Here is a 23,106-nt window from a genome sequence, read left to right as displayed (position 1 = left end):
TTACATCCGGAACACGCCGAAGCGGCTCGGTTCGATGGGCGCGTTCAGCGACGCGGACAAGGCCAGGCCCAGCACATCGCGGGTCTGGGCGGGGTCGATGACGCCGTCGTCCCACAACCGCGCGCTGGAGTAGTAGGGGTGACCCTGTTCTTCGTACTGGTCGAGAATCGGTTGCTTGATCTCGGCTTCCTGGGCGGCGCTGAAAGGATGGCCACTGCGTTCGGCCTGTTCGCGCTTGACCTGCACCAAGACACCGGCCGCCTGTTCGGCGCCCATCACACCAATTCGGGCGTTCGGCCACATCCACAGGAAACGTGGATCGTAGGCGCGACCGCACATGCCGTAGTTACCCGCGCCGAAACTGCCGCCGATGATGACGGTGAATTTCGGCACCTTGGCGCACGCCACGGCGGTCACCAGTTTCGCGCCGTGCTTGGCGATGCCGCCGGCCTCGTACTTCTGGCCGACCATGAACCCGGTGATGTTCTGCAGGAATAGCAAAGGGATGCCGCGCTGACAGGCCAGTTCGATGAAGTGCGCGCCTTTCTGCGCGGCTTCGGCGAACAGGATGCCGTTGTTGGCGAGGATCGCGATGGGGTAGCCGTGCAGATGGGCGAAGCCGCACACCAGCGTCGTCCCGAACAGCGCCTTGAACTCGTCGAACACCGAACCGTCCACCAGCCGCGCGATCACTTCCCGGACATCGAACGGCTGCTTGGCGTCGGCCGACACCACGCCGTACAACTCATCGCTGCTGTACAGCGGAGTGATTGGAGCCCGCTGCTGCACTTCACCAAGCTTGCGCCAGTTGAGGTTGGCGATGCTGCGGCGGGCGATGGCCAGGGCATGTTCGTCGCTGTCGGCGTAATGATCGGCGACACCGGAGATCTTGCAATGCACATCGGCACCGCCCAGGTCTTCGGCACTGACCACCTCGCCAGTGGCGGCTTTCACCAGGGGCGGTCCGGCGAGGAAAATCGTGGCTTGCTGGCGGACCATGATCGCTTCGTCAGCCATGGCTGGCACGTAGGCGCCACCGGCGGTGCAGGAGCCCATGACCACGGCGATCTGCGGGATGCCCTGGGCACTCATGTTCGCCTGGTTGAAGAAGATCCGGCCGAAATGCTCGCGGTCCGGGAACACCTCGTCCTGGCGCGGCAGGTTGGCGCCACCGGAGTCCACCAGGTAAATGCAGGGCAGGCGATTCTGCTGGGCGATGGTCTGGGCGCGCAGGTGTTTTTTCACCGTCAGCGGGTAATACGATCCGCCTTTTACGGTGGCGTCATTGGCGACGATCATGCATTCGATGCCTTCCACGCGGCCGATGCCGGCAATCACCCCGGCGGCTGGAACGTCTTCGCCATACACCTCATAGGCGGCCAGTGGGCTGATTTCCAGAAACGGCGAGCCGGGATCCAGCAGACGATTGATCCGCTCACGAGGCAGTAGCTTGCCCCGTGACGTGTGACGTTCTTGTGCCTTCGGACCGCCACCTTGCGCGACTTGCGCGAGCAAGGTTCGCAGGGCCTCGACCTGGTCGAGCATCGCATCGCGGTTGGCGATGAACTCCGGCGAACGCGGATTGAGCTGAGTGTGCAGCGTGGCCATGGTCAGCTCCGTTAGCGGGTTTCGTTGAACAGTTCGCGGCCGATCAACATCCGACGAATCTCACTGGTGCCCGCGCCGATTTCGTACAGCTTGGCGTCACGCAGCAGACGTCCAGCCGGGAATTCATTGATGTAGCCATTGCCGCCCAGGATCTGGATCGCGTCGAGGGCCATTTGCGTGGCGCGTTCGGCGCTGTAGAGAATCACCCCGGCGGCGTCCTTGCGGGTGGTTTCGCCGCGCTCACAAGCCTGGGCCACGGCATAGAGATAAGCGCGGCTGGCGTTGAGTTGGGTGTACATGTCGGCGACCTTGCCCTGGATCAGCTGGAATTCTCCGATGCTCTGGCCGAACTGTTTGCGGTCGTGGATGTAGGGCACGATCAGGTCCATGCAGGCCTGCATGATCCCAGTCGGGCCGCCGGAGAGCACCACGCGTTCGTAGTCCAGGCCGCTCATCAGTACTTTCACACCGCCATTGAGCACGCCGAGGATGTTTTCTTCCGGCACTTCGACGTCATCGAAAAACAGCTCGCAGGTGTTGGAGCCGCGCATGCCGAGCTTGTCGAATTTGTTGCTGCGGCTGAAGCCTTTCCAGTCGCGCTCGACGATGAAGGCGGTGATGCCGTGGGCGCCTTTTTCCAGGTCGGTCTTGGCGTAGATCACGTAGGTGTTGGCATCGGGGCCGTTGGTGATCCAGGTCTTGCTGCCGTTGAGCACGTAACGGTCGCCGCGTTTGTCGGCGCGCAGCTTCATCGAAACCACGTCGGAACCGGCATTTGGCTCGCTCATGGCGAGGGCGCCAATGTGCTCGCCGCTGATCAGCTTGGGCAAGTACTTGGTTTTCTGTTCATGGTTGCCGTTGCGGTTGATCTGGTTCACGCAGAGGTTGGAGTGGGCGCCGTAGGAGAGGGCGACCGAGGCTGAACCGCGGCTGATTTCTTCCATCGCCACCACGTGGGCCAAGTAGCCCAGGCCGGCGCCGCCGTATTCTTCCGGGACGGTGATGCCCAGCAGGCCCATGTCGCCGAACTTGCGCCACAGGTCGGCGGGAAACAGGTTGTCGATGTCGATCTGAGCGGCGCGGGGGGCGATCTCTTTGGCGACGAAGGATTGAACCTGGTCGCGCAGCATGTCGATGGTTTCGCCGAGGGCAAAGTTCAGGGATGGGTAGCTCATGGGACACCTTTGGCTTTTTTTATCGGGTGCGGAGAGCTGAGGAATGGCTCTCACCTTTACGTTAACGTAAGCCTGTGATGAATGACTGTCAATCGTCCTTTACGTTAACGTCAACTTGGGCGAGAGTAAGGGCGCTTTGTGCATGAGGTTCACCGATATACCCACTAATAAAGACAAGAGGGGGCGTCATGGATCAACTCGGTTCGCATTCGCAGCTCAGCTACACCCGTGGCTCCCAGGCCAAGGCCTTGCTGGCCCAGACCATCGGCCAGGCTTTCGACCAGACGGTGGCCCGCTACCCGGAGGGCGAGGCATTGGTGGTTCGCCATCAAGCGCTGCGCTACACCTGGCAACAACTGGCTGAAGCCGTCGACCTGCACGCCCGAGCCTTATTGGCGTTAGGTTTGAAAACCGGCGACCGCCTCGGCGTGTGGGCGCCCAATTGCGCCCAGTGGTGCATCACCCAATTCGCCAGTGCGAAGATCGGTGTCATTCTCGTCAACATCAACCCGGCCTATCGCGCCTCCGAGCTGGAGTACGTACTCCAACAATCCGGATGCCAGTGGCTCGTGTGCGCCGGGGCGTTCAAGACGTCGGATTACCACGCCATGTTGCAGGGGCTGGCGCCAGAGCTGGCGGAGCAATCGATCGGCCACCTGCACAGCGAGCGCCTGCCGGACCTGCGCGGTGTGATCAGTCTCGATCCCCAGCCGCCGTCAGGCTTCCTGCCCTGGTCGCAACTGACAGCCCTTGGCGCAGCGGTGACGTCTGGGCAATTGGCTGAGCACCAGGCCAGCCTGCATTTCGATCAACCGGTCAATATCCAGTACACCTCCGGTACCACCGGCTTTCCCAAAGGCGCGACCCTTAGCCACCGCAACATCCTCAACAACGGTTACATGGTCGGCGAAAGCCTGGGCCTGAGCGCCGCCGACCGTCTGGTGATCCCGGTGCCGCTCTACCATTGTTTCGGCATGGTCATGGGCAACCTGGGCTGCATGACTCACGGCAGCACCATGATCTATCCCAACGATGCCTTCGATCCGTTGCTGACCCTGCGCACCGTGGCCGAAGAGAAAGCCACTGCGCTGTACGGCGTGCCCACCATGTTCATCGCCCTGCTGGATCAGCCGCAGCGAGGCGAATTCGACTTGTCCAGCCTGCGCACCGGGATCATGGCTGGGGCGACGTGTCCGATCGAAGTGATGCGACGGGTCATCAACGAGATGCACATGGCTGAAGTGCAAATAGCCTATGGCATGACGGAAACCAGTCCGGTGTCATTGCAGACCGGTCCTTCAGATGAGTTGGAATTGCGCGTGACCACCGTCGGTCGCACCCAGCCGCAATTGGAAAGCAAGATTATCAACGAAGCCGGGGAGGTCGTCCCCCGGGGCACCATCGGCGAGTTGTGTACCCGTGGCTACAGCGTGATGCTCGGTTATTGGAACAACCCCAAGGGTACCGCCGATGCCATCGACCTGGAGCGCTGGATGCACACCGGTGACCTGGCGACGATGGACGAGCAGGGTTATGTCTGCATTGTTGGACGCAACAAGGACATGATCATCCGCGGCGGTGAGAATGTTTACCCCCGTGAGCTGGAAGAGTTCTTCTTCACCCACCCGGCGGTGGCGGATGTGCAGGTGATCGGCATCCCATGCTCGCGCTACGGCGAGGAAATCGTCGCCTGGATCAAATTCCATCCCGGCCACAGCGCCACGGCGCAGGAGCTACAGGACTGGTGCAAGGCGCGCATCGCCCACTTCAAAACGCCGCGTCATTTCAAATTCGTCGAAGAATTCCCAATGACCGTGACCGGCAAGATCCAGAAATTTCGCATGCGCGAAATCAGCGTTGAAGAACTGGGCGATAAGCAAAGCTAGCCACAATACGGTGGGAGCGAGCTTGCTCGCGATGGCGGCGGGATAGTTGACAGATAGGTTGGCTGTGTCGCCGTCATCGCGAGCAAGCTCGCTCCCACAGGGGGAAATGTGAAATCCGGAAAGCACAAAGGGGAGCCGAAGCTCCCCTTTAATTTTGTCGTCGCGTGCTCTTTTTTTATTATTGAGGGGCGGCCTGTTGTTGTTTTTGGTAGCCGTGACCCTTACCGCTGTTTTTGGCGATCCCCATCCGGGATCAAGAGCAAACGTATTTTTTTGAGCGCTGATCTGCTTTTTCGCCTAGCGATCCAACCGATTCGGGAGCTACCTGAAGGTAGTTTTATTGTTCTCTGCCCGGTTGCGGGTTGCTTCTGAAAGCACCCTGAAAAGCACATCCTCTCCAAAAAAATCTGTTAGCTGCGTCTCTGCCGTGTTGTTTTTGTTATGTCAGAGTCGTTTCGTCTTGTTTTTATTGGGTTTGCTGCATTTTTTTATTCTTGTTATGTCAGAGATATAGCAGGTGGCGTGCCAACTTTTAAAAATCTATATAAATCAATGAATTATCTTTTTTTGCTGAAAAATCTGACGGAGCAAACCTGACAAATTGTTTCCGTGTTACTCGTTTCGCCGCCGTTACAAAGGTGCGCGGTAACACCTCACTGTGCGGCGCGTGCCTTGGCGACCCGCGAACCGGTCGGGCGACCGAGCACGTCACAGATCTGCCGCCCCGCGGCGATCAATGCGTCCAGGTCGACGCCGGTTTCAATGCCCAAGCCATCGAGCAGGTACAGCACATCTTCGGTGGCAACGTTACCGCTGGCGCCCTTGGCATAGGGGCAGCCGCCAAGGCCGGCGATGGAACTGTCGAACACGGCGATGCCTTCCAGCAGGCTGGCGTAGACGTTGGCCATGGCCTGGCCGTAGGTGTCGTGGAAGTGTCCGGCGAGCTTGTCGCGAGGCACCTCAGCCGAAACCACGTCGAACATCTTGCGCGTAGCGCCGGCGGTGCCTGTGCCGATGGTGTCGCCCAGGGACACTTCGTAACAGCCCATCGCATACAGCTCCCGCGCGACCCAGGCGACCTGCTCGGGCTTGACCGCGCCTTCGTACGGGCAGCCCAGCACGCAGGACACGTAACCGCGCACGCTGACATCGTGCTGTTTCGCGGCGTCCATGATCGGTGCGAAGCGCTCCAGGCTTTCCTTGATGGAGCAGTTGATGTTGCGCTGGGAGAAGGCTTCGGACGCGGCGGCAAACACCGCGACTTCTTTCACGCCGGCCGCCAACGCGTCTTCAAAACCACGCAGGTTCGGGGCCAGGGCACCGTAGGTAACGCCGGGCTTTCGCTGGATCTGCGCGAACACTTCGGCGGATCCAGCCATCTGCGGCACCCACTTGGGCGAGACAAAACTGCCGACCTCGATGTAGCCCAGGCCGGCGGCACTCAAAGCGTCCACCAGGCGCACCTTGTCGGCGACGCTGATGGGTTGAGCTTCATTCTGCAGCCCGTCGCGGGGGCCGACTTCGATCAGGCGTACAAAGGAGGGTAGGGACATGGGGATTGACCTGTAGTGAGTTGCCAATATGTCGAGCGCAATGATGAACCCATTGTGGGAGCGAGCTTGCTCGCGATAGCGGTGGATCAGCTTGCACTGATGTTGAATGTGCCGCCATCGCGAGCAAGCTCGCTCCCACAGGGAAAGTGTTACTGAATGGCTTCCTGCCCCTCGATCGTCTGCTCCAGCGCCTGGATGCAGCGTTCTTCGGCGGTGTCGAGTTCCAGTTTCATCTGTTCGATGTCCAGCAATTGCTGTTCGAGTTGTTCCCGACGCTCGGCGATTTTCGCCAACATGCTGTGCAGCTGTTTCTGATTGCCGCTGGTGGGGTCGTAGAGTTCGATCAGTTCGCGGCATTCGGCCAGGGAAAAACCAATGCGCTTGCCCCGCAGGATCAGCTTCAGGCTGACCTTGTCTCGGGGCGAGTAGATACGTTCCTGGCCCCGTCGTTCAGGGCTCAAGAGGCCTTGCTCTTCATAGAAACGGATGGCCCGGGTGGTGATGTCCAGTTCGCGGGCGAGGTCGGAGATGCTGTAGGTCTGGCTGCTCATGGAAGCGCTCGAAACGAAAGGGGCTGGCGCTAAGCTAATGGCAGGTTGACGTTCGCGTCAAGCATGGGGGCCGGCACTGCATGACAGGCATGAACCTGTGGGAGCGAGCTTGCTCGCGATGGCGTCGGATCAGTCGCCATTGATTGGCCGGTCTACCGCTATCGCGAGCAAGCTCGCTCCCACAGTTTCGATCTTTTAAACCTTATCCAGCTTCTTCTCATGAGCCGTCACCTGCTGGCACAACTCGATCATCTGCTCGCGCATCCAGCGGTTGGCCGGGTCCTGGTCGGTGCTTTCGTGCCAATACAAGTGGGTTTCAACCGGCGGCACATCGTTGACCGGTAGCAGGAAGGCATGCAAATCGTGGCGACGTGCAAAGCGTTCGGGGACGGTCATGACCATGTCGGTCTGCTGCAGCACTTGGGAGGCCATCAGGTAATGTTGGGAACGCAGGGCGATCTTGCGTTGGATGCCCATCTTGCCCAAGGCCAGGTCGACATAACCCAGCCCGTTGCGACGGCTGGAAATATGCACGTGGGTCTGGGCCAGATAATCGTCGAGGCTGATCTTTTCCTTGCCCGCCAGCGGGTGGCCCTTGCGCATGGCGCACACGTAACGGTCTTCCATCAGCTTGACGTGACGCACCTGCGGATCGGTGTTGAGCGGCGCGTCCACGGCAAAGTCGAGGCGGCCGGCGGCCAGTTCCTTGGTGGTTTCGCGGCGTTTGGACAGGAAGCTCTCGATGGCCACGGTCGGCGCCAGGCGGCGCAGGCGTTGAAACAACAGCGGCAGAATCACGCCTTCGGTGAGGTCGGTCATGCTGATGCGGTAGGTCTTGACCGCCTGCAGCGGGTTGAAGATCCGGCTTTCTTGCACCGACACCCGCAGCAGCGACAGGGCGTTGCGCACCGGGCCGATGATGTTCTGGGCCATGGGTGTGGGTACCATCCCCTGGGCGGTGCGCACGAACAGCGGGTCGTTGAACGTCTCTCGCAGGCGGGCCAGGGCATTGGACACGGCCGGCTGCGTGATGCCGACGATCTGCCCGGCGCGGGTCAGGTTGGCTTCGGTGTAGATCGCATCGAAGACAATGAAAAGGTTGAGATCGACCTTGCTCAGATTCATGGCGCTGCACTCTTATTCTTGGACGTGTTGTGAGGTGCCGGATGGCGATGCGAATCAGTGAAACATATATCGGTGATGAATGTTAATACACGCCGAGAATAGGTTAGGTAAATTTTCGTAGCTGAACTAGCATCGATTTCATGACCTAAAACAACCTCTGCCAAGAAGGTGCTGCTCATGGATTTTGCCTATTCCCCCAAGGTTCAGGAACTGCGTGAACGCGTCACGGCGTTCATGGATGCCTACGTCTACCCGGCCGAAGCGGTGTTCGAGCGGCAAGTGGCCGAAGGCGATCGTTGGCAGCCCACAGCCATCATGGAAGAGCTCAAGGCCAAGGCCAAAGCCGAGGGCCTGTGGAATCTGTTTCTGCCTGAGTCCGAGCTGGGTGCCGGCCTGACCAACCTGGAATACGCGCCGCTGGCAGAGATCATGGGCCGTTCGCTGCTGGGGCCGGAACCCTTCAACTGCTCGGCGCCGGACACCGGCAACATGGAAGTGCTGGTGCGCTACGCCAATGAAGAGCAAAAGCAACGCTGGCTCGAGCCGCTGCTGCGCGGCGAGATCCGCTCGGCCTTCGCCATGACCGAGCCGGACGTCGCCTCTTCGGACGCCACCAACATGGCCGCCCGTGCCGAGCGTGACGGTGACCAGTGGGTGATCAACGGCAAGAAGTGGTGGACCTCAGGGGCCTGCGACCCGCGCTGCAAGATCCTGATCTTCATGGGCCTGAGCAACCCCGATGCGCCGCGCCATGCCCAGCATTCGATGATCCTGGTACCGGTGGACACGCCCGGGGTAAAAATCGTCCGGCCGCTGCCGGTGTTCGGCTACGACGATGCGCCCCATGGCCATGCCGAAGTGCTGTTCGATAACGTGCGGGTACCGTACGAAAACGTTCTGCTGGGTGAGGGGCGCGGCTTTGAAATTGCCCAAGGCCGCCTCGGTCCAGGCCGGATCCACCACTGCATGCGCTCCATCGGCATGGCCGAGCGCGCACTGGAATTGATGTGCAAGCGTGCCATCAGCCGCACCGCGTTCGGCCAGCCACTGGCACGCCTGGGCGGTAACGTCGACAAGATTGCCGACTCGCGGATGGAAATCGACATGGCCCGCCTGCTGACGTTGAAGGCGGCGTACATGATGGACACCGTCGGCAATAAAGTGGCCAAGAGCGAAATCGCCCAGATCAAGGTCGTCGCGCCGAACGTGGCCCTGAAGGTCATCGACCGGGCGATCCAGATCCACGGCGGGGCCGGGGTTTCCAACGATTTCCCGTTGGCCTACATGTACGCCATGCAACGCACCCTGCGCCTGGCGGACGGCCCGGACGAAGTGCACCGCGCTGCCATCGGCAAGTTCGAGATTGGCAAGTATGTGCCCAAGGAAATGCTGCGTAGCGGGCGCTGAAGGCCAGTTTTACCTTGGCAACGCCATCGCGAGCAGGGTGTGTTGGGTGAATCCAGGATTGGTGTTCACCACGATCCTCCTGTGGGAGCGGGCTTGCTCGCGATGGCGTCGGATCAGTCGCCATTGATATTGGCCGGTCTACCGCTATCGCGAGCAAGCTCACTCCCACAGGGAACGGGGGGTGTGCCCGAGATCTATGTCGCACTGCAAATCCACTGTGGGAGCGGGCTTGCTCGCGATGGCGGCCTCCAGGACAGTGAGCCTTCTTACTCCTTGACGCTCATGTACTCCTCGGCCCAGCGGATGTAGTCCTCGGGCTGGGTGTAGGTGTGGGTCAGTTCGGTGGCGCTGAGGTCCGAAGCCTGGGTAAAGATCTGCCGCTGTTCCCGCAGGCTGTCGTAGGTGGCCTTGATCGCGGCGAAATAGGCGCCGTGGCCGTCGATGGTGATCCGCACGCCCAGCTCGGCCAGGCGTTTGTCGTCGCGCAACTTTGGGTTGCCATAGGTGACGAGCATCAACGGCAGCGTCAGGTTTTCGCTGATTTTTTCCAGGTGCTCGAAGTCCTGCACACCCACCATGCAAATCCCGTCCGCACCAGCCCGCTCATATTGTTGGGTGCGGCTGATGATTTCCTGGACCGGCAAAATCCCGGCGTTGGTCCGGGCAATGATCGCCATTTCCGGATCGACGCGCGCCTCCAGCGCCGCGCGAATCTTGCCGACGCCTTCGGCTACGCCAATCAGGTCGGTGGATTTGCGGCCAAACTGGGCCGGCAATAAGGTGTCCTCGATGGTCAGCGCAGCCACGCCGGCGCGTTCCAGCTCGATGATGGTGCGCATCACGTTCAGGGCGTTGCCATAGCCGTGGTCGGCGTCGGCAATCACCGGCAGTTGGGCCACGCGGCCGATGCGGGTGGCCTGTTCGGCGAATTCGCTGAGGGTGATGAGGGCAAAGTCCGGGGCGCCCAATACTTGTAACGACGCGACCGAGCCACCGAGGATCCCTACTTCAAAACCCAGGTCGGCAGCGATGCGCGCCGACATTGGGTCAAACACCGACGCGGTGTGATAGCAGGTCTTGGAAGCCAGCAGTTGACGAAAGTTACGACGCAAATCTTGATGAGAAAGCCTGGACATATGAGTTCCACCAATGGAATGGAAAGGCTTGAGCAAAAGTGTCAACGCCGAAGGATGGAAAGCTATCACGTGGGACGGCCGAAGATGATGACGAATTTACAGGGACAGACTGGCCGAAGTCGATCCCGTGGGACTTGGGTGCAGCAACAAGCGAGGCTTATGCGGCCACCGCCTGCTGCCCTTGCTTGAGCAACGCCACGGCGCGCACCGTGTCGCCCGGTTGTACTTGCAGGCGTTTGGCGGTGAGCCGGTCGACGAGCAGGCTGTGACCGTGCAGGCGTGCCTGGGCGCTGGTCACGCGGCAGTTCTCCAGGCGGCGATTATGGATCAACCAGACCGGTGCCTGTTCGTCCGGCGTGCCGATGGCCAGGGTCAACGGCTGGCTGTCGCGCACGGTGCGGATCTTCGAAACCGGCGCCTCGATCACCGGACCGGCGTCGAAAATGTCGATATAGCCCCTATGAGCAAAGCCCTCGGCGCCGAGAATCTTCATGGCCGGCTCGGTGTTCGGGTGAGCCTTGCCGATCACTGCCTGGGCCTGTTCTGTGAGCAGGCAGGTGTACAGCGGCTGGCGCGGCATCAACTCGGCAATGAACGATTTGTTGCCCATGCCGGACAACTGATCGGCGTAGCTGAAATCCTTCTTGAAAAAGTGCCGTCCCAGGCTGTCCCAAAACGGCGAACAGCCTTGTTCATCGGCATGGCCGCGCAATTCGGCAATCAGCTTTTCACCAAACAACTGGGAAAACTCAGCGACAAACAGCAGGCGCGCCAGGGACAACAGCCGCCCATTGTGGCCGCGACGCTGCTCGGGATGCAGGAACAACGAGCAGACTTCCGATTGCCCGGTCATCTCATTGTTGAGAAACAGCGTCGGGATCTGCCGTTGGATACCCAGCTCAGGCGCCGAGCTGACGGTGACTCCGACCCGGTAGTTGTACCAGGGCTCGCGCAGCCCGACCGCGCCGGTCAGGGCGCTGATGCCCACCACTTGCCTGTCATCGTCCTCGAGCACGAACAGGTAATCGGCATCGGCACGTTCGACTTGTCCGGCAAAGGTGCGCTGGGCCCAGCGTACGCGATGGGCCAGGCGCTCTTCGTTGGCCGGCAGACTGGTGAACCCGGGGCCCGCGCAGCGGGCGAGGTCCAGTAATGCGGGCAGGTCGGTGATGGCGACCGGGCGGACAATCATGATGCAGCTCCTTCATCGTGTCGGTCGAAGCGTCGATGCACGGCACGGGATCGAATGATATTCATAAGGCAACCACCCGGACCCGCTCGCCATCCGTGATGCCCAGGGCTGCCAGCATGTCAGGTGACAGCGCCACGGCGCCCTCGGCGTCGAGATCCAGTTCGGCCACGATGGCCCGGTAGCTCCCGAGGCTGTCGTTGCTCACCAGATAACGCCCACGGGCGTCGATCTGCGCGCTTTGCCGGGCCATGGCGACACGGCTTTGGGTGATGGAGCGGATGTTCGCGACACGGGCGTGCAGCGTCGGCCCGCCGTCGAAGATGTCCACGTAGCTGTTGGTTTCAAAACCCTCGCGCTCGAGGATGTCGAAGGCTTCCTGGCCGTCGGGATGCACCCGGCCAATGCAGGCTTGGGCCGCCGGGGGCAGCATGGGCACATAGATCGGGTATTGCGGCATCAGCTCGGCGAGGAAGGTACGGCTTTGCAGGCCACACAACCGCTCGGCTTCGACGTAGGGCAGGTCGAAGAAATGCTGGCCGATGGCGTCCCAGAAGGGCGACTGGCCATCCTCGCTGCTGAAGCCGACGATTTCAGTGATCACCGATTCGGCAAAGCGATGGGGGTGAGCGGCGATAAACATCAACCGGGCCCGGGACAGCAACTCCGACTCTGGCGTGCGCACCCGCTCGGCGTCGATGTGAAAACCGCGCAGCAACGTCTGGCCGTTGAGGTCCTGACACAACGACAGCGCCGGCACGCCATGGTGGATGTTCAATTCCCGGGACTCGCTGGAGAACGGTCGGTTGCGCAAACTGTAGAACGGTTCGTTGCAACCGGTGCTGGCGAGAATCTCCGAGCAGCCTGTCAGGCGCCCGGATATCAGGTCCTGCAAGACGAAAAAATAGTTCTCCCCGCCAGGGCTTCGTACATCGGCCTCGAACGAGTCGCACGAGTCGAGGATTTTCTCCCGCAGACGCTCGGTATCGTCTGGAAGCGAGGTGACGCCCACCAGGCTGTCACTGGCCAGTTGCTGCAGTTGTGGCAGATCGGTTAATTGCACTGGACGTAAAGCCAGCATGGATTGCACTCCTGTTCCAGAGGACCCGGTGACAGGCACCGGGCTTGACGATCACTGTCGATGTCCACGCGTAACAACCACGACGGGTCGAACCTTTCGACCGCCGGGCCTCAAGGAGCGGCCGGATCCGGTAGCGCCGTAGGGCTGCCGAATTTATTCAGCACACACAGATAGATCACGCCCGCGGCAATCCAGATCAGGCCGAGTTTCTGCGCATCCACGCCCATGTTGTACATGATGGCCGCGACGATCACGAAGCCGACCAGCGGGCAGAGCAGATGGCGAATCACCTGGCCGGACCGCTGGCGGCGCCAGTAATGGTTGATCACGGTGATGTGCAGCAGCATGAAGCCGCTCAGGGCGCCGAAGTTGACCAGGGAGGTCAGGGTGTCCACGGCGTTGATGAACAGGTAGCAGATCAGCAACGACAGCACCGCGACCAGGTAAATGCTCACGTACGGGGTGTTGTGTTTCGGATGGACCTTGGCCAGTACCTTGGGCAACTTGCCGTCCCGGGCCATGCCGAACAGCAGGCGCGACACCGCTGCTTGCGAGGTGATCGCCACAGCGACGCCCCAGGCCAGCGCCGTGGCGACCGCGGTCAAGGTTGCCAGCCAGCTGCCGGCCGCCAGTTCGGCGATCTCATAAAACGCGGTGTCGGCGGACTTGAAGCCCATGCCGGCCGCCAGGTCGGTGGCGATCCAGGTCTGCACCACGAAAATCGCCCCCATCACCAGCAAGGTCACCAGGGCGGCCTTGCCGATGCTGCGGCCCGGGTCGCTCTTGATCTCTTCGGCCAGGGTGGAGATGGCATCGAACCCCAGAAACGACAATACCGCGATCGACACGGCTTGCATCAGCAGCGCGAAATTGAAGTGTTCCGGACTGTACAGCGGCGCCAGGGTCAGCTGGCCGTTACCGGCGCCACCGTGCAGGGCATTCCAGGCGTAGAACAGGAAGATCCCCAGCACCACCAGCTGCGCCAGCAGAAAAATGATGTTCATCCGCGCGGTGAAGGTGATGCCCCGCAGGTTGACGAAAGTCGCGCTGACCAGGAAGGCCAGGATGAAGCCGACCTTGGGAATGTCCGGGTACAAATGATTCAACGCCATGGCAGCGTAGACATACAGCAGTGGCGGGATCAGCAGGTAGTCCAGCAACATCAGCCAACCGGCGATGAAGCCGACGTGTGGGTTAAGTCCCCGTTGTGCGTAGGAATAGACGGAACCGGCCACTGGAAAGGCCCGGGCCATGCTGCCGTAGCTCAACGCGGTAAACAGCATTGCCACCATGCCGATGATATACGCCAGTGGCACCATCCCCGGTGCTTCGGCATTTACGTAGCCGTACACGCCAAACGGTGCGATGGGGATCATGAAAATCATCCCGTACACCACCAGGTCTGTCAGCGACAGGCTGCGTTTCAATTCCTGTTTGTAGCCAAATGCCTCGATACTCATAAGCCGTTCTCCTTCTCAGCTGTGTGTGGGTGTGCTCTTGCTTGTCGCTTGCCGCTCAAACCTCGCCACTGCTTTCCTACAACAATGGGGCCAGGTAAGCGCTCCAGGTCCGTACCGACTCGGGGCTGCGCAGCAGATCGTTGCGCACTTCGATCAACACCGAATCCAGGCCGCGGGCGTCGCCGTGCACCGGGACAGTCATGTCGGTCAAGGGGTTGATCTTGTAGGGCTGGTTGCCTGCCGCGCGCAGCGAATGCCGGCTCAGCCCCTCGACGATACGCTGGGCATACTCCTTGGCTTCGCCGAACAGCACGCCGGCTTCCAGCGCGCGTGGTTGGCCATAGAACACCGGGGTGAAACTGTGGATGCCCACCACTCGCACTGGCCGGTTGGCGGCCAGGCGCTGGTCGATCAACGCCCGCAAACGATCATGAAAGGGATGGAACAGGCACTGGCGGCGATATTCGCGCGTGGCCTCGTCCAGGGACTGGTTGCCCGGGACCTGGTAGATCTCGCTCTGGGGCGGAATGCTGTCCGGTACGTGCAGCGGACGGTTGAGGTCGATCAACAGCCGTGAATAATTGGCCGTCAGTAAGGTCGCGCCGAGGGTTTCGGACAGACGTTCGGCCAGCGCCAGGGCACCGATGTCCCAGGCGATGTGTTCCTGAGCGGCGGTTTCGTCCAGGCCCAGATCGTTCAGCGCAGCGGGAATGAAGCGGCTGGCGTGCTCGCACACCAGCACCAACGGGTGCTCGGCGTCTTCCCGGACCAGTCGGTAGGCCGGCCCGGTGTAGAGGCCCGACTCAGCACATTCAATAGATTCGTGCATAGTGCTCACAACGCTCGGCAGGTGACAGCGCCTGGGTCAAGGCCAGCTCCTGGGCCTTCAAGGCGAAGTAGGTTTCGACCAGAGGGCCGGGCAGGGCCTCGAGCAGCGCCCCGCTGTGGCGCAGGCAATCCAGTGCCTGGGTCAGGGTCGTCGGCAGGGCGATGATGCCACGGGCGCGACGTTGTTCTTCATTCAATTCATCGGGTATTTCATCGGTCACGGCATTCAGCACCAGCCGCTGTTCGATGCCCAGGCGCCCGGCGATTAGCAGCGCGGCCATCGCCAGGTGCGGCGAAGCGGTGGCGTCCATGGCGCGGAATTCCAGGTTGTACTGGTTCGCCAGCGGTTTGCCTCCCAGGCTCACGGTCGGGCAGATGCGCAGCGCCGCTTCGCGGTTGCGCTGTCCCAGGCAAGCATAGGACGCGCTCCAGTGATGGGGTTGCAGGCGCTCGTAGGACACCGGTGTTGGAGCGGTCAGCGCACACAGCGCTGGCAGATAATGCAGCACACCGGCGGCCCAGTGCTGGCCGAGGCTGGACAAGCCGTTGCCGCTGGCGGCGTCATGGAGCACGGGATCACCGCTCAGGTCTTGCAGGCTCAGGTGCAGATGCACACCGTTGCACACGGCATTTTCCGAGGTCTTGGGAGCGAAGCTGAGCGCCAGGCCCATTTGCCGGGCGATCTCGCGGGTGATCTCCCGCACGTTCACGGCACGGTCGGCGGCGGCCACGCCCAGGGTGGGGCGACAGGTGATCTCGTACTGCTGCTTGCCGTATTCGGGCAGGAACATTTCCGGTTCGACGCCACCGGCGCGCAATGCGCTGAGCAGCCATCCGGCGAATACGGCCTGCTGGCGCTGGGCCTGGAGGCTGAAGGCCAGGCGATCGGGTTGGGAAGGCGTGTCTCTGAGGTTGAATTCATGCTCGAACGCGGCGAACACCTGCAGGCCCAGCTCGGTCCGATAACGCTCCACTTCATCGTGCAGCAGCGTGCGCGGGCAGGTGCTCCAGGGCCGGCCGTCGGTCTCGCGCACATCGCAATGGATGAAATCCAGGGCCGGGGCCTGGGCGTCGGGGCCGTTGTTGACGGTGACGCGGCTGGACAGGTCCGGGATCAGCCGCAGATCGCCATAAGCGCCCCAGGGGTTGGTCGAGGCGATGATGTCTTGGGGCGTCAGCGCGCTGTTGGCCGGCACCCAGCCGCAACCTGCGGTGACGTAGTGGGGCAGTTCATCGCTGGGGAACGAGCGCCCGCGGGTCACGCCGATCAAGTCGGTGCTCACCAGCGTCGTGACGGGCAACGGTGCCAGGGGCGTTGCGGCCTCGGGGCGGCTCACGGCTGCATCTCCTGCAAGCGCCCGAGGACGGTGTCGGTATCGGTGATCCAGCAATAGCCCTTGATCGCGTTCAGGCACGCCAGATGCCGTTGTTCGGTGTAAGTGGCGCAGGCATCTTCCACCAGCGTGACCAGGTAGCCGCGGTCGGCGGCGTCGCGCACGGCCATGTCGACGCATTGGTCGGTGACGATGCCGGCGACGATCAAGTGGCGGGTCTGCAGGTTGCGCAGCACGTAGTCGATATTGGTGGAGTTGAAAACCCCCGAGGACGTCTTGGGCAGCACGATTTCATTTTCCAGCGGCGTCAGCTCGGCAATGATCTGCGCCTCGGGGCTGCCCTTGGGCAGGTGCATGTCCGACAGCTTGTGATCCAGGGAGCGATCACGGCCATCGGCGGTGAGGCTTTCGATGTGGGTGTGCAACACGTTGTGCCGCGCCGCGCGCATCGCGTTGAGCAAACGCTGTTGGTTGGGAATCACCTGTTGGCGGGCACGACGAATGAAATACTCGGCCTCGGGCGCATCCAGGTGAGCATCGAATTGCGGTTCCAGCCAGGCCCGTTGCATGTCCACCAACAGCAATGCCGTGTGGTCGTGAACGAAGGGTAAATCCCGTGGCGAGCGATGGGGGAGCGAGAACATCCTTATTTTTCCTCCAACAGGTGCGTGTTGAATTCCGTGCGCAAGGCATCGATGCCTTCCAGGCGTTCGGCCAGGTCAGGGCATTGCGGGGTCATACAGGCGATCAGCGCCTCGACCTGGGCCAGCGCCGGTACCAGGCTGTCGAAGGCCGAGACCGACTCCACCGGAGCACTGATGATCAGGTCGGCCAGCTCGCGCAATGGCGAAGCGTAGATGTCGCTGAACAGGACGACCCGGGCGTGGCGCTCCTTGGCTGCGCTGGCTACACGCAGGGCCTGGGCCTGGTAGCGACGATAATCGAAGATCACCACCACGTCCTGGCGCTGCACGTCGAACAGCCGGTCAGGCAGTTGGGCGTTATCTTCCAGGGCAAAACAGCCCGCGCGCAGCAGGCGCAAGTGGTTGAGCAGATAGTGGGCAAGAAAGCTGCTGAAGCGTCCACCGAAGCAATGCACCTGGTGCCGGCTGTCAAGCAGCCACTGGACGAGAATACGCACGTCTTCGGGCTGGGTCAGGGCCTGGGTATTGATGAGGGCGCGTTGGCTGGCCGCCAGGTACTGGCTCCAGGTATCGCCTTGCGGCAATTTGGCCCGTGGTTGCAACAGCGTGCGAGGGGAGCGCAGGCGATGGTCCATGTCACTGAGCAGCGCATCCTGGAATTCGCCATAACCGCCAAAACCGAGTTTTTTCACCAGCCGCACGATGGTCGGGTCGCTGACGCCGGCATGGTCCGACAGGCGCGACATCGGGCCCAGGCCGTTGCGTGGATAGTGATCGAGCAGGGCGCGTACGACCTTACGTTCCGACGGCGTCAAAACGAGGCCGGGATCAGTGATCAGGTCTCTGAGGGGCGGCATCCGTGCTCCTTGCTGGGATGGGTGTTGGATTTCTTTCATTACTCCTGAAAATAGTATTTATGTAGCTGGTACTACATGTCCAGTGGTTTTTTCGTTCCGTTTAAAATGCTCGAAGATGGTGCGAAACCCCTGTAGGACTTGGGCTTGGTTGTCTGGAGGGGATATGTCAGTCGGTGCTTCAGTTTGTGTCAGATATAACGCCTTTTTGTCTAAGTTATTTGATTTCATATAAGGTGCTGTACAAGAAAAAGCCCGAGTATCCGTCCACTGATTGCGTGAGTACCCCGCGTGCAAGCCACCCGCCTGACCCTGATCTGCCACGCCCGCACCGTCGCCCAGAAACGGGCGCGCTTTGCCCTGGAAGAGCCGCTGGAGGCCGACTGGTTGGTACAGCGCCCGAAGGCTGGCCAGGGCTATCGAAATGTCCGGCAGGTGCTCTGTGGGCCAGAGCTGCGTACTCGCCAGACCGCTGCGTTGTTCGGCGATGAGCCCCAAGTGGTCGACGCCTTGGCCGATTGTGATTTGGGGCGCTGGCGCGGTTTGTCCATCGACGACTTGCTCAAGACCGAGCCGCAACAACTGCAAACCTGGCTGGACGACCCCGAGGCCGTTCCCCATGGTGGCGAATCCGTCGCCCGGTTGTGTCGCCGTGTCGGGGACTGGCTGGCAAGCCTGGAAGAACAACCGGGACATTGGCTGGCCGTCACCCATCCGTTCGTGATCCGCGCGGCTTTGGTGAATGTGTTGCACTGCCCGGCAGCCACGTTCAACCGAATTGACATCGAACCGCTGTCCGCCATCGAGTTGCGTTTCAACGGCGTGTGGCGATTGCGTGCCCAGGGGCCTGGCCAGGAGTCAGAGGAATGAAAAAGTTATCAGTCATCGGCATCGGCGCCGGCGATCCGGATTACCTGACGATGCAGGCGGTGAAAGCCTTGAATCGGGTGGACGTGTTTTTCCTCATGGACAAAGGGCCCGCCAAGCACAAGCTGCTGGATCTGCGGCGGGAAATCTGCCAGCGCTACATCGTCGATCGTACGTACCGTTTCGTCGAAGCCTACAGCCCTGAGCGTGAACGCGGCGACTTGGGCTACACCGCCAGTGTCGAAGCGCTGAACCGTGCGAAGCAGGCCACCTTCGAGCGGCTGATCGATGAAGAACTGTCCGACGGGGAGTGCGGTGGTTTTCTGGTTTGGGGCGATCCGGCGTTGTACGACAGCACCCTGCGCATCCTGCAGACGATTCTCGACGCCGGACGCTGCGCCTTTGAATTCGAGGTGATCCCCGGCATCACCAGCGTCCAGGCCCTTGCGGCCCGCCACAAAGTGCCGTTGAACGGCATTGGCGGTTCTCTGGAAATTACCACCGGACGCCGGTTGGCGGCGGGGCAGGTGGGCGACGCGGCGAACGTGGTGGTGATGCTCGATGCCGAAGATGCGTATCGCCAGGTGAGCGATCCTGATACGCACGTTTACTGGGGCGCCTATGTGGGAACACCGGATGAGATCCTCATCGCCGGCCGACTGGGGGATGTGGCCGACGACATTGAACGCACCCGCAAGGCTGCGCGGCAGGCGAATGGGTGGATCATGGATACGTACTTGCTGCGTAAACCTTGAAGCCAGACCCTCATTCATAGGGCGCGCCCCACCCTGTGGCGAGGGGGATTTATCCCCGTTGGCCGCGAAGCGGCTCCCGCAAACCCGGCCGAATCAGCCTTGCTCGCTGAAAAGGGCTGTTTTTCACGCCCTGCGCGCCCGTTCAGATAGCGCCTACCTCCACCTTCGAGCCATCGTTCAAGCGCGAAAGGCGGTAGTGCTTGGGGTCTACACAGGGCGTATCGTTGGCGACCAGATCTGCCGCCAAATGACCAATCCCCGGCCCCAGGCCGAACCCATGCCCGGAACAGCCCGCCGCAAGGAAGAAGCCTGACACCCCATCCACGGCGGAGATCACCGGCACTGCATCGGGCGTGCAATCCACGTAGCCCCCCCAGGTCTCGGCCACTTCGATGTTCGCCAGGGCCGGGAAGCGCTTTCTGACTCGCTTCAGGATCTCGGCAATGGCCTCGGGCCTGGCCTCGGGATCGAGTACACGAATGTGCTCGAACGCGGAGGGTTTATCCGAGCCCCAGCCGGCCAACCCTTCCGGACCGTGGATGAAAGACTTGCCGACGCCAAAATCCATGGCGCCCAGGCGCTTGATGAACATGGGCAGGAATTCCTTGCCGTAGCGCAGGCCCTGCGGGGTGATTTCAAGCCGTGCCTTGCCACTGATGGCCATCGTATAACTGCCATCGAGGCGGCGGGTCAGCGCGCAATCCGGCGTGTAGATCACCTCGCCAATGTTCGGTGCCGGGCGTGTACGCATCGCGGTCTGGCGTACGCTTGCCTGGGGAAAGCGCAACCCATGACGCCGGCAGAACGCCGAGGCCCAGGCGCCGGCGGCGCACAGGACCGCATTTGTGCGGATAAGCCCTTTTTCGGTGATCACGCCTGTCACCGCGCCATTGGTGATATCGAGACCGTAGGCGGCGCAGTTCTGGTGGATGCTGGCGCCCAGCGCGCGTGCGCCCTCGGCAATCCCCGGCGCCGCGATAGAGGGCTCCGCCTTGCCGTCTTCGACGGAGTGGACGCCGCCGAGCCATTGCCGCCCCACGGATGGGATTGCGGAGGAGGCCTCGGCGGGGCTCAGTATCCGCGTATTGATGTCGAACTGGCGCGCCGTATCCAGCCACGCTTCCCAGTCGCCGAGCTGCTTGGCATCGTCGGTCGCGTACTTGAGGCCACAGCGGCGAAACCCCAGATCAGTGCCAATCTGCGCCGTGAGTTCGCCCCATAGCCGCATGGCTACACCGGAGAGTGGCAACTCGCGCGCATCGCGGTTCTGCTGGCGGCACCAGCCCCAGTTGCGGCTCGACTGTTCGCAGCCAACATAGCCCTTCTCGATCAGAGCGACCGAGAGTCCCCGTTTTGCCAAAAAATAGGCGGTGGTTGCGCCGACGATCCCGCCGCCGATGATCACTACATCAGCCTGGGAGGGAAACTTTTCATCGCTGTGGATGCGTTTTATCGAGGGCGCCATGCTAGGAATCTCACTGATTATTTGGGTTAGCAGGCTGTTGAATCATCGGTAAGGCGGCGTAGGGCGTTGTTCAACAGGCTGTTAACGCTCATTACGCCATGCATCGCCTATAAGGCTGTCTTGTTTTCACCTCGCTGAATCGTTGAAAAATTTTTGTTGATGGCGTGGTGCAGCACAATCTGCCGCTCCCCCAAACAGAAAGGGGGGCAGGCCAACTCGCGGCTCGAACCCAAGCTACCCCCGCCCAAACCGCTCCCGATACACCGACGGGGCCAACCCGACCACGCTGCGAAATGCCACGCGAAAGCTTTCCACCGAGCGGTAGCCGCACAACTGCGCGATGTTGTCAGTGTTGTCCGTGGTGCTTTCCAGTAATTCGCGGGCCCGGGCCAGGCGTTCATGTTGCAGCCAGGCCTTGGGTGACACGCCGCAGGCTTGGGTGAAGTGGCGCAAGAAGGTCCGTTCGCTCATGGCCGCCTGGCTGGCCAGTTCGCGCACGCCGAGGGGTTGATGCAGGCGTTCGCGGGCCCATTGCATGACGCTCGACAGGTCGCTGCGTGGCGTGCGGCTGACCGGTGATGGAATGAACTGCACCTGCCCGCCCGTGCGTTGCGGTGACATCACCAGCCGGCGCGCCACGGTGTTGGCGACCTGTACCCCGAAGTCCCGCGCCACCAGATGCAGGCAGGCATCGATGCCAGCGGCGCTGCCCGCCGAGGTGATGACCTGTCCTGAATCCACGTACAGCACATCCGGGTCCACCCGCACGGCGGGAAAGCTCTCAGCCAGTTCGTCGGTGTAGCGCCAGTGGGTGGTGGCGCCCAGCCCATCGAGCAGCCCGGCGGCGGCCAGTACGAAGGCCCCGGAGCAGATCGAGAGCAGGCGCGCGCCGCGGGCGTGGGCCCTTCGCAGTGCATCGAGCAAGGCTTCGGACGGTGGTTCGCTGCGGCTGCGCCAACCAGGTATGACAATGGTTCGCGCCGTTTCCAGCAGTTCCATGCCGCCATCGGCCAATACCTGGAAACCGCCCATGGCGCGCATCGGGCCGTCATCGACCGCGACGATCCGGTGCTGGTACCAGGGAAAAGTGAATTCGGGTCGCTCCAAGCCGAAGATCTCGACGGCAACGCCGAATTCAAACGTGCACAAGCCGTCGTAGGCGAGGATCGCGACCAGACCGGGGTTAGGCTGCATTTGGCGGAAAGTTCCCACAGAGTGTCTTGTACGCCACTGTAGCCTTAAGCCTCAGACGGATAAAGTCTTCTTACGCCCTCATCCCCCTGGAGTACCCGCCGATGACCAGCCTGGTTCGTGAAGTGCCTGCCGCCCCGTCCGAGATCGCCCTGCAGCATTTCAGCAGTCGCCTGACGTTTGAAACCGATTGTTCCGACGTTCACGCCAGCCAGCAGGCCGGCGATGTCGATTTTGTGCTGGTGGATGTGCGTGGGCCCCTGGCTTATGAACGCGGGCACGTGCCTGGGGCGATCAACCTGCCCACCCGCACGCTCACCGCCGAGGCACTGGCGGCCTATCCCAAGACCACCTTGTTCGTGGTGTATTGCGCTGGTCCGCATTGCAATGGGGCGAACAAGGCGGCGGTGCGTCTGGCGACCTTGGGGTATCCGGTGAAGGAGATGATTGGCGGGGTCATGGGTTGGCTTGATGAGGGCTTTCGCCTGAACGGTTTGGTGGAGCGGGTGGCGGATCAGGCTATCCGTTGTGACTGCTGACTTGGTTTTATGGTTCGTGTGTATATCCGTTGCTGCGGTAACGGCTGCTTAGGGTTCCGCCCTGACGGCGGGTCACTTTTGGAAGAGCCGGGAGCCGGACCAGCCAAAAGTAACCAAAAGCGCTTTGCCCCACCACTCGGCACCTCGCCTAGGCTCGGTGTGCCCTCACTCCGGCATTGCTCCGTGGGCCCGCTGCGAAGGGCCATCCATGGCCCAGCGCAGCTATCCCGGCATCCATGCCGGGATGCCCACTCCACAATGCCTGCGTTCGGCCAGCGTGGTTAATGGGGCGCCGAGATCAACGTCCGCCGCGAGGCGGCCTTATAGCCGACCTGTCTCTTTTGTCGTACTCCGGCCCAACTGTGGGAGCGGGCTTGCTCGCGAAGGCGATGTCACCGTCGATGAAGATGTTGAATGTGCTGGCCTCTTCGCGAGCAAGCCCGCTCCCACAGGGAAGC

The 23,106-nt window shown here is 61.6% G+C and carries 20 protein-coding genes; 5 read left to right on the top strand and 15 right to left on the bottom strand.

What is annotated here, in order from left to right:
• Together CD58_RS19430 and CD58_RS19425 are read right to left on the bottom strand one after the other, a co-directional pair.
• A complete protein-coding gene (locus tag CD58_RS19430; RefSeq protein WP_025214657.1) occupies nucleotides 1–1,608 on the bottom strand; it encodes a carboxyl transferase domain-containing protein in 1,608 nt (535 codons plus the stop codon).
• An 11-nt stretch (nucleotides 1,609–1,619) separates the two neighbouring features.
• Nucleotides 1,620–2,783, bottom strand: coding sequence for an isovaleryl-CoA dehydrogenase (locus CD58_RS19425; protein ID WP_025214656.1), 1,164 nt, complete (start codon nucleotides 2,781–2,783; stop codon nucleotides 1,620–1,622).
• 188 nt (nucleotides 2,784–2,971) lie between these two features.
• On the opposite strand from CD58_RS19425, the gene CD58_RS19420 reads away from it, so the two are divergent.
• A complete protein-coding gene (locus CD58_RS19420; protein ID WP_025214655.1) occupies nucleotides 2,972–4,669 on the top strand; it encodes an AMP-binding protein in 1,698 nt (565 codons plus the stop codon).
• A gap of 653 nt (nucleotides 4,670–5,322) precedes the next feature.
• On the opposite strand, the gene CD58_RS19415 is transcribed toward CD58_RS19420, so the two are convergent.
• From CD58_RS19415 to CD58_RS19405, 3 genes are all read right to left on the bottom strand, one after another.
• Nucleotides 5,323–6,222: a hydroxymethylglutaryl-CoA lyase gene (locus tag CD58_RS19415; protein ID WP_025214654.1), complete on the bottom strand. Its 900-nt coding sequence runs from the start codon at nucleotides 6,220–6,222 to the stop codon at nucleotides 5,323–5,325.
• 149 nt (nucleotides 6,223–6,371) lie between these two features.
• Nucleotides 6,372–6,773, bottom strand: a complete 402-nt coding sequence (locus CD58_RS19410) for a MerR family transcriptional regulator (RefSeq protein ID WP_025214653.1) — start codon at nucleotides 6,771–6,773, stop codon at nucleotides 6,372–6,374.
• Nucleotides 6,774–6,968: 195 nt separating this feature from the next.
• Nucleotides 6,969–7,898, bottom strand: a complete 930-nt coding sequence (locus CD58_RS19405) for a LysR family transcriptional regulator (protein WP_003200002.1) — start codon at nucleotides 7,896–7,898, stop codon at nucleotides 6,969–6,971.
• A 177-nt stretch (nucleotides 7,899–8,075) separates the two neighbouring features.
• Between CD58_RS19405 and CD58_RS19400 the strand changes: the two genes are divergently transcribed.
• Nucleotides 8,076–9,305: an acyl-CoA dehydrogenase gene (locus tag CD58_RS19400; protein ID WP_025214652.1), complete on the top strand. Its 1,230-nt coding sequence runs from the start codon at nucleotides 8,076–8,078 to the stop codon at nucleotides 9,303–9,305.
• Nucleotides 9,306–9,571: 266 nt separating this feature from the next.
• Here the strand turns inward: CD58_RS19400 and CD58_RS19395 are convergent, their stop codons facing one another.
• The 8 genes from CD58_RS19395 to CD58_RS19360 form a co-directional block, all read right to left on the bottom strand.
• A complete protein-coding gene (locus CD58_RS19395; protein ID WP_025214651.1) occupies nucleotides 9,572–10,441 on the bottom strand; it encodes an isocitrate lyase/PEP mutase family protein in 870 nt (289 codons plus the stop codon).
• Nucleotides 10,442–10,598: 157 nt separating this feature from the next.
• Nucleotides 10,599–11,633 (bottom strand): arginine N-succinyltransferase, encoded by a 1,035-nt coding sequence (gene astA, locus CD58_RS19390; protein ID WP_025214650.1) that lies wholly within the window; start codon nucleotides 11,631–11,633, stop codon nucleotides 10,599–10,601.
• 61 nt (nucleotides 11,634–11,694) lie between these two features.
• The gene (locus CD58_RS19385) at nucleotides 11,695–12,711 is read right to left on the bottom strand and encodes an arginine N-succinyltransferase (RefSeq protein WP_025214649.1); all 1,017 of its coding nucleotides are present in this window, start codon (nucleotides 12,709–12,711) and stop codon (nucleotides 11,695–11,697) included.
• A 110-nt stretch (nucleotides 12,712–12,821) separates the two neighbouring features.
• Nucleotides 12,822–14,171 (bottom strand): APC family permease, encoded by a 1,350-nt coding sequence (locus tag CD58_RS19380; protein WP_025214648.1) that lies wholly within the window; start codon nucleotides 14,169–14,171, stop codon nucleotides 12,822–12,824.
• 76 nt (nucleotides 14,172–14,247) lie between these two features.
• The gene (locus tag CD58_RS19375) at nucleotides 14,248–15,000 is read right to left on the bottom strand and encodes an N-formylglutamate amidohydrolase (protein ID WP_025214647.1); all 753 of its coding nucleotides are present in this window, start codon (nucleotides 14,998–15,000) and stop codon (nucleotides 14,248–14,250) included.
• On the bottom strand, nucleotides 14,984–16,336 hold the full coding sequence (locus CD58_RS19370; protein WP_025214646.1) for a glutamine synthetase family protein: 1,353 nt from the start codon (nucleotides 16,334–16,336) through the stop codon (nucleotides 14,984–14,986). The genes CD58_RS19375 and CD58_RS19370 overlap by 17 nt, the downstream gene beginning before the upstream one ends.
• Complete coding sequence (locus tag CD58_RS19365) at nucleotides 16,333–16,977, bottom strand: isochorismatase family cysteine hydrolase (RefSeq protein ID WP_025214645.1); 645 nt, start codon at nucleotides 16,975–16,977, stop codon at nucleotides 16,333–16,335. Before CD58_RS19365 ends, CD58_RS19370 begins: the two co-directional genes overlap by 4 nt.
• A 2-nt stretch (nucleotides 16,978–16,979) precedes the next feature.
• Nucleotides 16,980–17,834 (bottom strand): MurR/RpiR family transcriptional regulator, encoded by an 855-nt coding sequence (locus tag CD58_RS19360; protein ID WP_025214644.1) that lies wholly within the window; start codon nucleotides 17,832–17,834, stop codon nucleotides 16,980–16,982.
• 288 nt (nucleotides 17,835–18,122) lie between these two features.
• On the opposite strand from CD58_RS19360, the gene CD58_RS19355 reads away from it, so the two are divergent.
• A complete protein-coding gene (locus CD58_RS19355) occupies nucleotides 18,123–18,701 on the top strand; it encodes a histidine phosphatase family protein (RefSeq protein ID WP_025214643.1) in 579 nt (192 codons plus the stop codon).
• Complete coding sequence (gene cobF / locus CD58_RS19350; protein ID WP_025214642.1) at nucleotides 18,698–19,453, top strand: precorrin-6A synthase (deacetylating); 756 nt, start codon at nucleotides 18,698–18,700, stop codon at nucleotides 19,451–19,453. The genes CD58_RS19355 and cobF overlap by 4 nt, the downstream gene beginning before the upstream one ends.
• 142 nt (nucleotides 19,454–19,595) lie before the next feature.
• Here cobF and CD58_RS19345 read toward each other — a convergent pair whose 3' ends face one another.
• Together CD58_RS19345 and ftrA are read right to left on the bottom strand one after the other, a co-directional pair.
• Nucleotides 19,596–20,918 (bottom strand): NAD(P)/FAD-dependent oxidoreductase, encoded by a 1,323-nt coding sequence (locus tag CD58_RS19345; protein WP_025214641.1) that lies wholly within the window; start codon nucleotides 20,916–20,918, stop codon nucleotides 19,596–19,598.
• Nucleotides 20,919–21,152: 234 nt separating this feature from the next.
• Nucleotides 21,153–22,112: a transcriptional regulator FtrA gene (ftrA, locus tag CD58_RS19340; RefSeq protein ID WP_025214640.1), complete on the bottom strand. Its 960-nt coding sequence runs from the start codon at nucleotides 22,110–22,112 to the stop codon at nucleotides 21,153–21,155.
• 101 nt (nucleotides 22,113–22,213) lie between these two features.
• Between ftrA and CD58_RS19335 the strand changes: the two genes are divergently transcribed.
• Nucleotides 22,214–22,648 (top strand): rhodanese-like domain-containing protein, encoded by a 435-nt coding sequence (locus CD58_RS19335; RefSeq protein ID WP_025214639.1) that lies wholly within the window; start codon nucleotides 22,214–22,216, stop codon nucleotides 22,646–22,648.
• The last annotated feature ends 458 nt before the right edge of the window (nucleotides 22,649–23,106 follow it).

The sequence above is a fragment of the Pseudomonas brassicacearum genome (assembly GCF_000585995.1).
GTDB lineage: Bacteria > Pseudomonadota > Gammaproteobacteria > Pseudomonadales > Pseudomonadaceae > Aquipseudomonas > Aquipseudomonas brassicacearum_A.
The sequence above is the reverse complement of the archived record's forward strand: the minus strand, read 5'-3'. Positions and strand labels throughout refer to the sequence as shown.